The organism is Actinoplanes sp. NPDC051494 (assembly GCF_044454705.1).
Lineage (GTDB): Bacteria > Actinomycetota > Actinomycetes > Mycobacteriales > Micromonosporaceae > Actinoplanes.
Genome location: NZ_JBITDZ010000001.1, coordinates 744,600 through 757,942, shown reverse-complemented (window position 1 = coordinate 757,942; position 13,343 = coordinate 744,600). Strand labels below are relative to the sequence as shown.

The following is a 13,343-nucleotide window of genomic DNA, read 5'->3' as shown; positions in this document are numbered from 1 at the left end:
CGGCCATGAGCGCTCCTGTGCAGTCGGAAGCGGAGCAGGCTGCCGCCTGGGAGGCCTACTACCAGCAGTATCCGCAGCACAAGCAGGACCGCGTCTCCCGCTTCATCGAGAGCAAGTGGCGCAGCTCCCCGCTCTGGGTGGCGCCCACGGCGATGCTGGTGTGCATGGCCGGCGCGGTCGGCTACACGCTGGCCAGCAACCCCGCGGCCGCCGACGCCGGTTCGGCGCCCACCTGTCTGCTGAAATACACCACCGGTTTCGTCTGTCCCGGCTGCGGTGGCACCCGGGCCGCCTGGTTCCTGCTGCACGGCGACATCCCGGCGGCGGCCCGCCACCACGCCCTGTTCGTCTTCGCCGTCCCGTTCCTCGTCTACATGTATGTGGCGTGGGCGGCCAAGCGGGTCTTCAAGTGGGACATCCCGCAGCTTTCGCTCTCCCCGGCGGTAGTCGGCACGTTCATGGCGCTCTGGGGCGTCTTCACGATCGCCCGCAACCTCCCCTGGGCCCCGTTCACGGCCCTCTACGTCTGACCCGGACGACCGAACCAGCCCCATAGACGGCAGTCCGATAAGTTAGGGGCATGACGCAACACCCCTTCGGCCGCCTGATCTCGGCCATGGTGACCCCGTTCGCCGCGGACGGCTCCCTGGATCTTGCCGGGGCGGCCACCCTGGCGACGTGGCTGGTCGACGAGCAGGGGCACGACGCACTCGTCATCAGCGGCACCGGTGGGGAATCCCCGACCACCAGCGACGCCGAGAAGGAGTCGCTGCTCCGGGCGGTCGTCGAGGCCGTGGGGGACCGGGCGCGGATCCTGGCCGGGGTCGGGACCAACAACACCACGCACACCGTCGAGCTGTCCCGGGCGGCCGAGAAGGCCGGCGCCGACGGACTGCTCGTGGTCACGCCCTACTACAACAAACCGCCGCAGGCCGGGCTGATCGCACACTTCACCGCGGTCGCCGGTGCGACCGGGCTGCCCATCCTGCTGTACGACATCCCGCACCGCTCGGGTGTGCCGATCGCGACCGAGACGCTGGTGCGGCTGGCCGAGCACCCGAACATCGTCGGGGTGAAGGACGCGAAGGGTGACATCGCCGCCACCGCCGACGTGCTGCGCCGCACCGACCTCGCCTACTACTCGGGCGAGGACTCCGCCACGCTGCCGTTGCTGTCGATCGGCGCGGCCGGCGTGATCGGGACCTCGACCCACTTCGTCGGCCCGCGGACCAAACAGATGATCCTGGCGTACGAGCGTGGCGACGTCGCCGAGGCGCTCGACCTGCACCGGCAGATGTTGCCGTTGTACACCGGGATCTTCCGCACCCAGGGCACGATCCTCGTGAAGGCCGGCCTGCGCGCCCTGGGGCTGCCCGCCGGCCCCGTGCGGCTGCCCCTGGCCGATGCCACCGACGCGGAAACGGACCAACTGCGCCAGGACGCCAAAGCGGCCGGCGTGGACCTCTGATAACCGGAAAGAAATAGATGAGCCAAGCGCACGTGGACCTTGATCCGCCCCCGCCGTTGCCGGAGGGCGCCCTGCGCGTCATGCCGCTCGGTGGCCTGGGCGCCATCGGCCGCAACATGACCGTCTACGAATTCAACGGCAAGCTGCTGGTGGTCGACTGCGGGGTGCTCTTCCCCGACGTGGAGCAGCCGGGCGTGGACCTGATCCTGCCCGACTTCACCCCCATCCTGGACCGGCTCGACGCGGTGCAGGCCATCGTGCTGACCCACGGGCACGAGGACCACATCGGCGCGGTGCCGTACCTCCTCGCCCACAAGCCGGACATCCCGCTGGTCGGTTCCGAGTTCACCCTGGCGCTGGTCGAGGCGAAACTGGCCGAGCGGCGGCTGGATCCGTACACGCTGACCGTCAAGGAAGGCCAGCGCGAGCGGATGGGTCCGTTCGAGCTCGAGTTCTTCGCGGTCAACCACTCGATCCCGGACGCGCTGGCGGTGGCCGTGCGCACGCCGGCCGGCCTGGTGCTGCACACCGGCGACTTCAAGATGGACCAGGTGCCGCTCGACGGGCGGATCACCGACCTGGCCGGGTTCGCGCGCCTCGGCGCCGAGGGCGTCGACCTGCTGCTGTCGGACTCGACGAACGCGGAGATCCCCGGGTTCGTGACACCGGAGCGCGACATCGGCCCGGTGCTCAACTCGATCTTCGGCAAGGCCACCGGCCGGGTCATCGTGGCGAGCTTCGCCTCCCACGTGCACCGGGTGCAGCAGGTTTTCGACGCCGCGTACGAATATGAGCGTAAAGTCGCCCTGATCGGCCGGTCGATGGTCCGCAACATGGGCATCGCCAAGGACCTGGGTCTGCTGCACATCCCCGACGGGATCCTGGTCAGCCTCGACGAGGCGACGCACCTGCCGCCGGACGAGATCGTCTTCATGTCGACCGGGTCGCAGGGCGAGCCGATGAGCGCGCTTGGCCGGATGTCGACCGGTGACCACCGGCACATCACGATCGAGCCCGGAGACACCGTGGTGCTGGCCAGCTCGCTGGTGCCCGGCAACGAGACGAGTGTCTACCGGGTGATCAACCAGCTGGCCCGGGCCGGTGCCACCGTCGTGCACAAGGACACCGCCAAGGTGCACGTCTCCGGGCACGCCCCGGCGGGTGAGCTGCTCTTCCTGCTCAACGTCGTGCGCCCGAGCAACCTGATGCCGGTGCACGGCGAGTGGCGGCACCTGCGCGCCCATGCCCGGCTGGGCATCGAGTCCGGCGTCGCGCCCGACCGGGTCGTGCTCTGCGAGGACGGCGACGTGGTGGACCTGGTCGAGGGTCACGCGCGGCACGTCGGCCGGGTGCCGAACCGCTATGTGTACGTCGACGGTCTCGCCGTGGGTGACGTCAGCGAGTCGCTGCTGACCGAGCGCAGGATACTGGGCGACGGCGGTTTCATCTCGGCCACCGTGGTGATCGACTCGGTCACCGGCAAGGTCGTCGGAGAGCCGACGGTGATGGCGAAGGGCTTCTCCGAGGACCCCGAGGCATTCAACCCGGTGATTCCGTTGCTGACCGCGGCACTGCACCGCTCGGCCGCCGAGGGCGTCACCGAGCCGCACCAGTTGCAGCAGGTCGTCCGCCGTACGGTGGGCCGCTGGGTCAACGACAAATACCGCCGGCGCCCGATGATCGTGCCGACCGTGGTCGAGGTTTGACCGCTTTTTGAACTGTTCGACGCTCACCCTCGTATCGATGAGCACGGTGCCGCCCCCACGGCACCGCGATGCGAGGGGAGTACCGAATGCAGCGGAGAACGGTCGTCGCGATGGCGGCGACGGTGACGGCGGTTGGTGCGGCAGTGGCTTTCACACTGCCCTCGATGGCGGGCACGAGCCCGTCCGGCACCGGCGTCACCCCGCAGAGCGACGGAGTGGCCCCCAAGCTGCTCGCCGCCATGAAACGCGATCTGGGACTCAGCGCCGAGGAGGCCACCGCCCGGATCAACCGGGCGGCGTGGGCCTCCGGGGTCGCCACCCAGCTGCGGGTCACGTCCGGGGACGCGTACGCGGGCTCCTGGCTCGGCGCTGACGGCACCACGCTGAACATCGGGATCACCGATGAGAGCCTGGCCGGCGCGGTCCGGGCCGCGGGTGCGCAGCCGAAGCTGGTCGAGCGCAGCGTCGCCGAGCTGGACAGCGCGAAGAAGGCCCTCGACGGCACCGCCACGAAGGCCGACAGCGACCTGCCCGGCTGGTATGTCGACGTGGCCGCGAACAAGGTGGTCGTCAAGGCGCTGGCCGGCGACACCGATCACGCGAAGGAACTGGCCGAGGACGCCGGCCTGCCCACGTCGGCGGTGAAGGTGGTGACCGTCAAGGAGGCCCCGCGCACCCTGGCGGACGTGGTCGGCGCTCAGCCGTACTTCATCGACCTGGACGGCGGCCAGGCCCGCTGCTCGATCGGGTTCGCGGTCGAGGGCGGTTTCGTCACCGCCGGGCACTGCGGCGCGGCGGGCACCGAGACCACCGACTTCGAGGGCCTCGACCAGGGTGTCGTCGCCGCCTCGGTCTTCCCCGGCGACGCCGACATGGGCTTCGTGCAGACCGGTGCGAACGTAGGCCTGCAGCCGTTCGTCGACGACTTCAAGAACAACGCGCTGCCGGTGGGCGGCAGCACCGAGGCGCCCGTCGGCGCGGCGGTGTGCCGGTCCGGCTCCACGACCGGCCTGTTCTGCGGGACGATCCTGGCGAAGAACGAGACGGTCAACTACCCGGAGGGCGCGGTCACCGGTCTCACCCGTACGGATGTCTGCGCCGAGGGTGGCGACTCCGGCGGCTCGTGGTTCTCGGGTGACCAGGCCCAGGGTGTGACGTCGGGTGGTTCCGGCGACTGCACGGTCGGCGGCGAGACGTTCTTCCAGCCGGTCACCGAGATCCTGGAGACCAACGACCTGACGCTGCTCACCACCACGGCCGGTGCCGGCGGCGGCGCGTCGACCCCGCCGGTCGAGGCGAGCACCGCCCCGCCCGCCGAGGCGACCACCCCGCCCGCGGACAACGGTGGTCACCACCACCGTCGCGGTCACCACCGGTAGACCGCCCAGGCACGCTGCCCGCGTAGGCCATCCTCCGTCCTACGCGGGCGGCGCTACCTTCGTACCGTGAGCTATCGGGTCTTGATCTTCCTCGCGGTGGGGGCGCACTTCGCGTTCCTGGCGTTCGGGATCTTCGGCGGCTTCCTCGCCTGGCGCTGGCGCAAACTTATCTGGGTGCAGGCCCTCGCCGCCCTGTGGCTGCTGGTGATCGTGGTGGCGAAGTTGTACTGCCCGCTGACCTGGGTCGAGGACCGCAGCCGGGAGAAACTGGGCCTGGCCCCGCTCGAGGGCGGCTTCCTCGACAACCACGCCGCCGGTGTCTTCTACCCGGCCGGCTACGAGTGGGTGGCGCAGCTCGTGGTCGCCGTGCTGATCCTGGTCTCCTGGACCGGTTACGTGCTACTTCAGCGCCGCGACCGCCTCGGCTAGCTCGACACCCGTCGCGATGCCGCAGATCATCACCTGGTCGAGCTGCTCCTGCGTGACGCCGTGCTCGAAGTCCGCACTGACCTCACCGACCACCCGCACCACGCCGTCGTCGTCGGTGTGCACGTAGGCCTTGGGCCAGAGCCGGTCGTGGTTCCAGGCGTTGCAGAACGCGTACAGGCTGGGCACGTCGTCGACGCTGAAATCGGGGTAGGTCAGGATGCGTACCTGGATGATCTCGCTCGCTTGACCGACCCGGAAGAAGTAGATCAGGCAGCTCTGCCAGTCGCCACGGATGTCACCGTCGTCGTCCGTGGCGTAGGCGAACTCCCGGGCCTTCAGGACCGCGGTGATCAACTCGTTGGTCAGGGGCTGCAGGGACACCGACATAACTTGATCTTAATCACCCGAAAAGTGAATCCGGGTCGCGGTGCGCCGCGCGTCCTCACGAGCGTGCCGGCGTTACGGTGATGTCATGGCGGGCCGTCCTCCTCCGGCGAGCCGGGGCCGTGCCGCGTCCAAGGGCGGCGCCGCCCCGACGCGTGCCCGGAAGCCGGCTCCGCAGAAATCTGTCCCCCGCAAAGCCGCGGCCGCACCCCGCGCCAGAGCCAAAAGTGCCACCCGTGCCCGGCCCAGCGTCGGCGCGGCGGTCGCCACCGGCCTCGGCCGGGGAGTCGGCGCCCTCTGGATGGGCGTGGCCGGCAGCGTCGGCTGGGCCGCCCGGGGCGTCGGGCGCCAGGCCGCGACCGCCCGCGAGATCGACCCCGAACACCGTCGCGACGGCGCCGGCCTGCTCATGCTCGGCCTGTCGATTCTGGTCGGGGTCGCGGTCTGGTCCGGTGGTGCCGGCCCGGTCGGCCGCCGGATCAGCGACGCGATGCACCTGTTCTTCGGCCGCCTGGGCGTCTTCATCCCGCTCCTGCTGCTGTACGGCGCCATCCGCCTGATGCGCAAACCGGCCGACCCGGAGCACCGGGGCCGCTCCCTGGTCGGCTGGTCCGCGCTGCTGGTCGCCATAGCGAGCCTGCTGCACATCGCCCAGGACACCAGGGACACGGTCGGCCTCGACGACGACGGCGGACTCATCGGGTACGCCGTGGGCGCCCTGCTCGAACGGGCGGTCACCGCGTGGGTGGCGGTGCCCCTGCTGATCCTGCTGTTCGTCTTCGGCCTGCTGGTGGTGACCGCGACCCCGATCAGCAAGGTCCCCGAACGGGTGCTGCTGCTCGGCGAGATGCTGTTCAACCGCTCGGCCACCCGGCCGATGCTGCCCGGGGCGGACCCGGCGCTGCCGGACCTCGACGAGGCCGAGCCCGGCGAGGAGCCGCAACGCCGCCGCCCGCCGCGCCGTCGGCAGGGCTCGCTGGCCGACATCGGGCTCGGTCCCGACGACGAGCCGCCGGTCGCCGAGGACGAGATCCTGCACGACACGGTGGCGCTGCCCCGGCTCCCCAAGGTCCCGGCGCGGCGCAAGGCCCCCGAGCACTCGCCGGTGCCGGTCGCGGCCGAGCAGCTGGAGATCAAGCCGGTGCCGGGGCAGTACACGCTGCCGCCGGCCGCGATGCTCGGCGCCGGTTCCGCGCCCAAGAGCCGGAGCAAGGCCAACGACGAGATCATGGCGAGCCTCACCGGCGTGTTCGAGCAGTTCCGGGTCGACGCCCAGGTCGTCGGCTTCACCCGGGGCCCGACGGTGACCCGCTACGAGGTCGAGGTCGGACCGGGCGTCAAGGTCGAGCGGATCACGCAGCTGTCGCGCAACATCGCGTACGCGGTGAAATCGCCCGATGTCCGGATCCTGTCCCCGATCCCCGGCAAGAGCGCGGTCGGCGTGGAGATCCCCAACACCGACCCGGAGAACGTGTCGCTGGGTGACGTGCTGCGCTCGCGGGCCGCCACCGCCGATCACCATCCGATGCTGGTCGCGCTCGGCAAGGACATCGAGGGCGGCTTCGTCGTGGCCAACATGGCCAAGATGCCGCACATCCTGATCGCGGGCGCCACCGGAGCCGGCAAGTCGTCCTGCCTCAACTCGCTGCTGGTCTCGGTCCTGACCCGCGCCACCCCGGACGAGGTGCGACTGCTCCTGGTCGACCCCAAGCGGGTGGAGATGACCGCGTACGAGGGCATCCCGCACCTCGTCACGCCGATCGTGACCAACCCCAAGAAGGCGGCCGACGCGCTCGAGTGGGTCGTCCGCGAGATGGACATGCGCTACGACGACCTCGCCGCCAACGGGGTACGCCACATCGACGACTTCAACCGCAAGGTCCGCAGCGGCGAGATCGTCGCGCCGCCGGGCAGCGAGCGGATCATGAAGCCGTACCCCTACCTCCTGGTGGTCATCGACGAGCTCGCCGACCTGATGATGGTCGCCCCGCGCGACGTCGAGGACTCCGTGGTGCGGATCACCCAGCTCGCCCGGGCCGCCGGCATCCACCTGGTCCTGGCCACCCAGCGGCCCTCGGTCGACGTGGTCACCGGCCTGATCAAGGCCAACGTCCCGTCCCGGCTCGCGTTCGCCACCAGCTCGCTCGCCGACTCCCGGGTCATCCTCGACCAGCCGGGCGCCGAGAAGCTCCTCGGCCGCGGCGACGGCCTGTTCCTGCCGATGGGTGCCTCCAAGCCGGTGCGCATCCAGGGCGCGTGGGTGGACGAGAAGGAGATCCACGACGTCGTCAAGTTCTGCAAGGACCAGCGCGAGCCCGAGTTCCGCGACGACGTCACCGCGCCGGCCGCGGCCAAGAAGAAGGACGTCGACGAGGAGATCGGCGACGACCTGGATGTGCTGCTCCAGGCGATCGACCTGGTCGTCACGTCGCAGTTCGGCTCGACCTCGATGCTGCAGCGCAAGCTGCGGGTGGGCTTCGCCAAGGCGGGCCGCCTGATGGACCTGATGGAGACCCGCGGCATCGTCGGCCCGTCCGAGGGCTCCAAGGCCCGCGAGGTGCTGATCAAGCCGGACGAGCTCGAGGAGACGTTGGCGACGCTCCGCCTGGACGACTGACCCGGCCCGCTTGCTCGCTCCCGCCCGCCCGCTTGCCCGCTCCCGCCTGGGAGAACGACCGTTCTTTCTTGCGGGCGGCGGGGTGGGGGGCCGAGCGGGGGACGCTGCTCCGCCGGGCGCCCGGTAACCTTGGCCGAGTGTCCGTGACTCCCGCTCCCCGCCGCGTTGCTCTGCTCACCCTCGGCTGTGCCCGTAACGAGGTCGACTCCGAGGAGCTCGCCGCGCGCCTCGACGCCGGGGGGTGGCAGGTCAGCACCGACGCCGAGGGCGCCGACGTGGTCGTCGTCAACACCTGCGGCTTCGTCGAGAAGGCCAAGCAGGACTCCATCGAGACGCTGCTCGCCGCCGCCGACACCGGGGCCAAGGTCGTCGCCGCCGGCTGCATGGCCGAGCGCTACGGCAAGGAGCTCGCCACGAGCCTGCCTGAGGCCGAGGCCGTCCTCGGCTTCGACGACTACACCGACATCGCCGCCCGGCTCGACAGCGTGATGGCGGGGGAGAAGTTCGCCTCGCACACCCCGCGCGACCGCCGCGAGCTGCTCCCGCTCACCCCGGTCGCCCGCCAGGCGGCCAAGGTCGTCGTCCCCGGGCACGCCACCGTCGACGAGCACACGCCGGCCCACCTGCGCCCGGTGCTGCGCCGCCGGCTCGACACCGGCCCGGTCGCCAGCCTCAAGCTCGCCAGCGGCTGCGACCGGCGCTGCGCGTTCTGCGCGATCCCGGCGTTCCGTGGCGCGTTCGTCTCCCGTGACCCGCAGGAGCTGCTGGCCGAGGCCGAGTGGCTGGCCAAGAGCGGTGTCCGCGAGCTCGTCCTCGTCAGCGAGAACAGCACGTCCTACGGCAAGGACCTCGGCGACCCGCGCGCGCTGGAGAAGCTCCTGCCCCAGCTCGCCGCCGTCGACGGCATCGTGCGGGTCCGGGCCAGCTACCTGCAGCCCGCCGAGACCCGGCCCGGCCTGGTCGAGGTCATCGCCAACACCCCCGGCGTCGCCGCGTACTACGACCTGTCGTTCCAGCACTCCAGCGAGCCCGTGCTGCGCCGGATGCGCCGGTTCGGCTCCACCGACCGGTTCCTCGAGCTGCTCGCCTCCGCCCGGGCCATGGCGCCCGACGCCGGTGCCCGGAGCAACTTCATCGTCGGCTTCCCCGGCGAGACGAAGCAGGACGTCGACGAGCTGGTGCGCTTCCTGAGCGAGGCCCGGCTCGACGCCATCGGCGTCTTCGACTACAGCGACGAGGACGGCACCGAGGCGGCCGGTCTGACCGGCAAGGTCCGCGAGGACACCATCAAGCGGCGGTACGCCCGGATCAGCGACCTCGCCGACGAACTGTGCGCCCAGCGGGCCGAGGACCGTCTCGGCAGCTTCGTCGAGGTCATGATCGACACGGTCGGCGACGGCGAGGTCGAGGGCCGCGCGGAGCACCAGGCCCCCGAGGTCGACGGCTCCACCACGCTCGTGTCCGGTGACGAGCAGGTCGACCTGGCCGCGCTGCGCCCCGGCGACCTGGTGCGGGCCCGGGTCACCGCCACCGAGGGCGTCGACCTCGTGGCCGTCCCGGTCGCCATGATCTCCGCCGCGCCCCAGGCCGTCTCGGCCCGCACGGTCACTCCCGCGTCGGTGTCCACGGCGGCGTCGTGACCGACGAGCCGGTGCCGGTCACGGCGGCGGTCCCCCGGCAGGTGCCGCTGAACAATCCGGCCAACCTGCTGACCGCCGTACGCATCGTCCTCGTCCCGGTCTTCGTGGTCTTCGTGGTGATCTCCACCATGACGGACCCGTCCTGGCGCATCGCCGCCTGCCTGACGTTCTGCGTGGCCTCGGCCACCGACTTCGCCGACGGCTGGATCGCCCGCCGCTACGAGCTGGTGACCGCGTTCGGCAAGGTCGCTGACCCGATCGCGGACAAGGCGCTCACCGGCAGCGCCCTGATCCTGCTCTCCGCGTACGACAAGCTGTCCTGGTGGATCACCGGCCTGATCCTGCTCCGCGAGTGGGGAGTGACGGCCCTGCGCTTCTGGGTGATCCGTTACGGCATCATCCCGGCCAGCCGGGGCGGCAAGCTCAAGACCGCGCTGCAGATCGGTGCCATCGCCTGGTTCCTCTGGCCGGTCCCCGGCCCGTTCGAGGTGGTCGGCACCGTCCTCATGCTGGCCGCCCTGCTGGTCACCATGATCACCGGCGTCGACTACGTCCTCCAGGCCCTGCGCCTGCGCCGGAGAGTCACGTCGTGACGACCCCGCTCGCCGCGGCGGAGGTCGCCGGGCTGCTCGCCGCCCGGGGCGAGACGCTCGCGGTCGCCGAGTCGCTGACCGGGGGGTTGCTGGCCGCGACGGTGGTCGAGGTGCCCGGGGTCAGCGCGGTGTTCCGGGGCGGTTTCGTCGTCTATGCGACAGATCTGAAGCACGCGCTGGCCGGGGTGCCGGCGGATCTGCTGGCCGAGCGTGGCCCGGTCGATCCGGACGTGGCTCAGGCCCTCGCCGAGGGGGCGCGGCAGCGCTGCGGCGCCGACTGGGGGGTGGCGACCACCGGGGTGGCCGGGCCCGATCCGCAGGGCGGCAAGCCGGTCGGCACGGTTTTTGTCGGAGTGGCGGGTGCCACTCATAAATTTGCGCGGGAGTTGTCGCTGACCGGTGACCGGGGTGACATCCGGCGCGCGGCGGTGCTGTCAGCGCTCGCCCTTCTCGGGGATGAGCTGCGCAAATAACACCGGGGAATCCGGCGGTCATCGTAAGTGTTGATGTCGGCGAATGAATAGTCACACCCGTCCCGCGGGCTGACGGCACTTCCCACCCGCCCCGGAATTCGGCGGGGCAGGATGTCGGCGTGGCCCGCAGCGGGTACGGTTGCGGGAAGCCTCCGGCGGTTGCCGGCGGCCCCGCCGCAGGAGGAGGTGCCATGGTCCTGCTACGCCGGGTTATCGGTGACGCACTTCGGGCGCGCCGGCAGGGTCAGCATCGCACTCTGCGTGAGGTGTCGACCGCCGCCAACGTCAGCCTTGGGTATCTCTCCGAGATCGAACGTGGCCAGAAGGAAGCGTCCAGCGAGCTGCTCGCCGCTATCTGTGAAGCTCTGGGTGCACGGCTTTCCGAGCTGCTCGGCGAGGTGAGCTCCACGCTCTCCCTCGCGGAGGGCATGGAGGGCGTGCTCGTGCCGGTCGAGTCGCAGGATTCCGCCGTCTCAGCGGACGCTGTCGCGGTCGGAACCCGCAAGGCCGCCGTCGCCGCGAAGGCCGCCGAGGCCGCCGCTGTGCGTCAGGTCTCCTCGGACGGCTCTGTCTCGGTCTCGGTCCGCCAGGACACGCCGCTCAAGGCGACCCTGCGCGCGACCCGCAAGCGTGATCGTGACGTCGTCTACGCCGCCTGATCCGCACCCCTACGCCGTCGTTTCGCACCCCCGTGGCCGTCAGGCCCGGGGGTGCGACGTTTTTCCACCCCGGATATGGTGCGGCGGGCACCAAGCTCCAGGTCCCGGCATCGCCGTAACAGCGTTTCCCGCGTAACCTCGATGGCGGGGGGTCCCCCGGTTAACCCTGAGATCCCCCCGAGGTCACGTGACGCCGGTGGCGTGGAGCTGACACGATGGAGCCCGCGCCATCGTGAAGACCCCTCGGGCCCGCGTCGGTGGTGCGTACGAAGCAGCGACATTGAGGGGATACCGCGGATATGGCGAACCCGTTCGTCAAGGGCTGGCGCTACATGATGGCGCTCTTCGGCGCGAAGATCGATGAATACGCCGATCCCAAGGTGCAGATCCAGCAGGCCATCGAGGACGCGCAACGCCAGCACCAGGCGCTCGTCCAGCAGGCCGCCGCTGTGATCGGCAACCAGCGGCAGCTGGAGATGAAGCTCTCCCGGCAGATGTCCGAGGTCGAGAAGCTGCAGGGCATGGCCCGGCAGGCGCTCGTCCTGGCGGACCGGGCCCGGTCCGGTGGCGACGAGGCCGAGGCGCAGAAGTACGAGTCGACCGCGCAGACCCTCGCCACCCAGCTCGTCTCCGGTGAGCAGGCGATGGAAGACCTGAAGACCCTGCACGACCAGGCGCTCGCCGCCGCCGGGCAGGCCCGCAACGCGGTGGAGCGCAACGCGACGGTGCTGCAGCAGCGCATCGCCGAGCGGTCCCGGCTGCTCAGCCAGCTCGAGCAGGCCAAGATGCAGGAGACGGTCGCCAAGTCGCTCGAGTCGATGTCGTCGCTCGCCGCGCCCGGCAACACCCCGTCCCTCGACGAGGTGCGCGACAAGATCGAGCAGCGGTATGCCAGCGCCATGGGGCGTGCGGAGCTCGCCGCCAACTCGGTCGAGGGCCGCATGCTCGAGGTGCAGCAGTCGAGCCTCGACATGGCCGGCTCCTCGCGCCTGGACCAGATCCGGGCCAGCATGTCCGGCGACAAGCTCGGTGGCACCCCGGCGCAGCCGGCCGTCGAGCAGGCCCCGGCCGGTGACCCGGCGAGCGTCGCCCGGCTCGACGAGATCCGGGCCAGCATGAACAGCAAGCGCGGGGACACCTCGGCCGCAGGCTGAGTGAGTGGGGCAGGCCCGGCCGGGACACGTGCCGGGCCCGCCCCGAAGTGCTCCGTCGAACGAAACGGGGAGCGGACGGTGGACGAGCGGACCAGATACTTCCGGCAGCTCAAGCGGCTGCGTGGCGCCGCCCGGCGGTGGAGCGTCATCGGTGGTGGGCTGACCGCCGCCACGGCCGTCCTCACGCCGTACGCGGGCATCGGTGTCGCCGACGCGGTCTGGGCCGCGTCCGCGGGGGCGTCCGTCGCCCTCGCGTGGTGGCGCTGGAGCGATCACCGCGAGCTCGCCGCCCTCCCGCCCCCGCCCGCACCGCCCGCGGTCCTGCCGGGCCAGCGCCTGGTCGCCGCGGTGGAACGGTTCCCGGCCGGCCGCCAGGTGGTCCAGGAGGTCCGCCGGCACCGGGACCGTTACGCGGTCCGCGGCTCGGCCGTCGCGCAGGCCTGGGACCGTCTCGACCGCGCCTCGACCACCCTCGTGGGTCTCGCCGGCCGGCTGACCGGCCCCGGCGAGGGCGCCCTGCTCGAAGCGACCGTGGCCGAGCAGTGGCTCCGCGACCTCGGCCAGCGCGTCGCCAGCGTCGAACGGGCCCTGCCGCTGACCCCGGCGGAACGCCGCGACGTCCTCGAGAAGTCCCACGAGAGCCTGGCGACCCAGTTCACCGACGGTGTCACGGCCTACGAACGCCTGGTCGCGGCGGCGGCGAGCTACGTCGCCGAGGACGGCCATCCCGCGGTCGGCACGCATCCGTCCCTGACCGGCCTCATCGACGCGACCGACCGCCTCCGCGGCATCGCCGAAGGCCTCTCCGAGCTCCGCCGCCCACCCACACCCGCCGCCTGAC

Annotated in this window: 13 protein-coding genes; 12 read left to right on the top strand and 1 reads right to left on the bottom strand. The window is 71.2% G+C overall.

The genetic code is table 11. The annotated features are described in order from the left end of the window. Positions 1 to 5 precede the first annotated feature (5 nt). From ACIA6A_RS03455 to ACIA6A_RS03435, 5 genes are all read left to right on the top strand, one after another. Complete coding sequence (locus ACIA6A_RS03455; protein ID WP_396095790.1) at positions 6 to 530, top strand: DUF2752 domain-containing protein; 525 nt, start codon at positions 6 to 8, stop codon at positions 528 to 530. Positions 531 to 580: 50 nt separating this feature from the next. Beyond that, the gene (gene dapA, locus ACIA6A_RS03450) at positions 581 to 1,468 is read left to right on the top strand and encodes a 4-hydroxy-tetrahydrodipicolinate synthase (protein WP_396095789.1); all 888 of its coding nucleotides are present in this window, start codon (positions 581 to 583) and stop codon (positions 1,466 to 1,468) included. A 17-nt stretch (positions 1,469 to 1,485) separates the two neighbouring features. Further along, the gene (locus tag ACIA6A_RS03445; RefSeq protein ID WP_396095788.1) at positions 1,486 to 3,174 is read left to right on the top strand and encodes a ribonuclease J; all 1,689 of its coding nucleotides are present in this window, start codon (positions 1,486 to 1,488) and stop codon (positions 3,172 to 3,174) included. A 164-nt stretch (positions 3,175 to 3,338) separates the two neighbouring features. Continuing rightward, a complete protein-coding gene (locus ACIA6A_RS03440; RefSeq protein WP_396095787.1) occupies positions 3,339 to 4,553 on the top strand; it encodes a S1 family peptidase in 1,215 nt (404 codons plus the stop codon). A 66-nt stretch (positions 4,554 to 4,619) separates the two neighbouring features. Beyond that, complete coding sequence (locus ACIA6A_RS03435; RefSeq protein ID WP_396095786.1) at positions 4,620 to 4,982, top strand: DUF2784 domain-containing protein; 363 nt, start codon at positions 4,620 to 4,622, stop codon at positions 4,980 to 4,982. Here ACIA6A_RS03435 and ACIA6A_RS03430 read toward each other — a convergent pair. Further along, positions 4,953 to 5,369: a YbjN domain-containing protein gene (locus tag ACIA6A_RS03430; RefSeq protein ID WP_396095785.1), complete on the bottom strand. Its 417-nt coding sequence runs from the start codon at positions 5,367 to 5,369 to the stop codon at positions 4,953 to 4,955. The two genes, ACIA6A_RS03435 and ACIA6A_RS03430, sit on opposite strands and share 30 nt — an antisense overlap. 85 nt (positions 5,370 to 5,454) lie before the next feature. Here ACIA6A_RS03430 and ACIA6A_RS03425 point away from each other — a divergent pair, with 85 nt between their 5' ends. The 7 genes from ACIA6A_RS03425 to ACIA6A_RS03395 all read left to right on the top strand — a co-directional run bounded on the left by ACIA6A_RS03425 (position 5,455) and on the right by ACIA6A_RS03395 (position 13,342). Next, complete coding sequence (locus tag ACIA6A_RS03425) at positions 5,455 to 7,983, top strand: DNA translocase FtsK 4TM domain-containing protein (protein ID WP_396095784.1); 2,529 nt, start codon at positions 5,455 to 5,457, stop codon at positions 7,981 to 7,983. A gap of 137 nt (positions 7,984 to 8,120) precedes the next feature. Next, positions 8,121 to 9,623 carry a 30S ribosomal protein S12 methylthiotransferase RimO gene (gene rimO / locus ACIA6A_RS03420; RefSeq protein WP_396095783.1) on the top strand — a complete coding sequence of 501 codons (1,503 nt, stop codon included), beginning with the start codon at positions 8,121 to 8,123 and terminating at the stop codon, positions 9,621 to 9,623. Beyond that, positions 9,620 to 10,216 (top strand): CDP-diacylglycerol--glycerol-3-phosphate 3-phosphatidyltransferase, encoded by a 597-nt coding sequence (pgsA, locus tag ACIA6A_RS03415; protein ID WP_396095782.1) that lies wholly within the window; start codon positions 9,620 to 9,622, stop codon positions 10,214 to 10,216. Before rimO ends, pgsA begins: the two co-directional genes overlap by 4 nt. After that, entirely contained in the window at positions 10,213 to 10,689 is a 477-nt protein-coding gene (locus ACIA6A_RS03410; protein ID WP_396095781.1) for a CinA family protein, read from the top strand. The genes pgsA and ACIA6A_RS03410 overlap by 4 nt, the downstream gene beginning before the upstream one ends. 191 nt (positions 10,690 to 10,880) lie before the next feature. Next, positions 10,881 to 11,348, top strand: coding sequence for a helix-turn-helix domain-containing protein (locus ACIA6A_RS03405; protein WP_396095780.1), 468 nt, complete (start codon positions 10,881 to 10,883; stop codon positions 11,346 to 11,348). A gap of 299 nt (positions 11,349 to 11,647) precedes the next feature. Then, a complete protein-coding gene (locus tag ACIA6A_RS03400; protein WP_396095779.1) occupies positions 11,648 to 12,502 on the top strand; it encodes a PspA/IM30 family protein in 855 nt (284 codons plus the stop codon). 78 nt (positions 12,503 to 12,580) lie between these two features. Further along, positions 12,581 to 13,342, top strand: coding sequence for a hypothetical protein (locus tag ACIA6A_RS03395; RefSeq protein ID WP_396095778.1), 762 nt, complete (start codon positions 12,581 to 12,583; stop codon positions 13,340 to 13,342). Position 13,343: the final 1 nt, after the last annotated feature.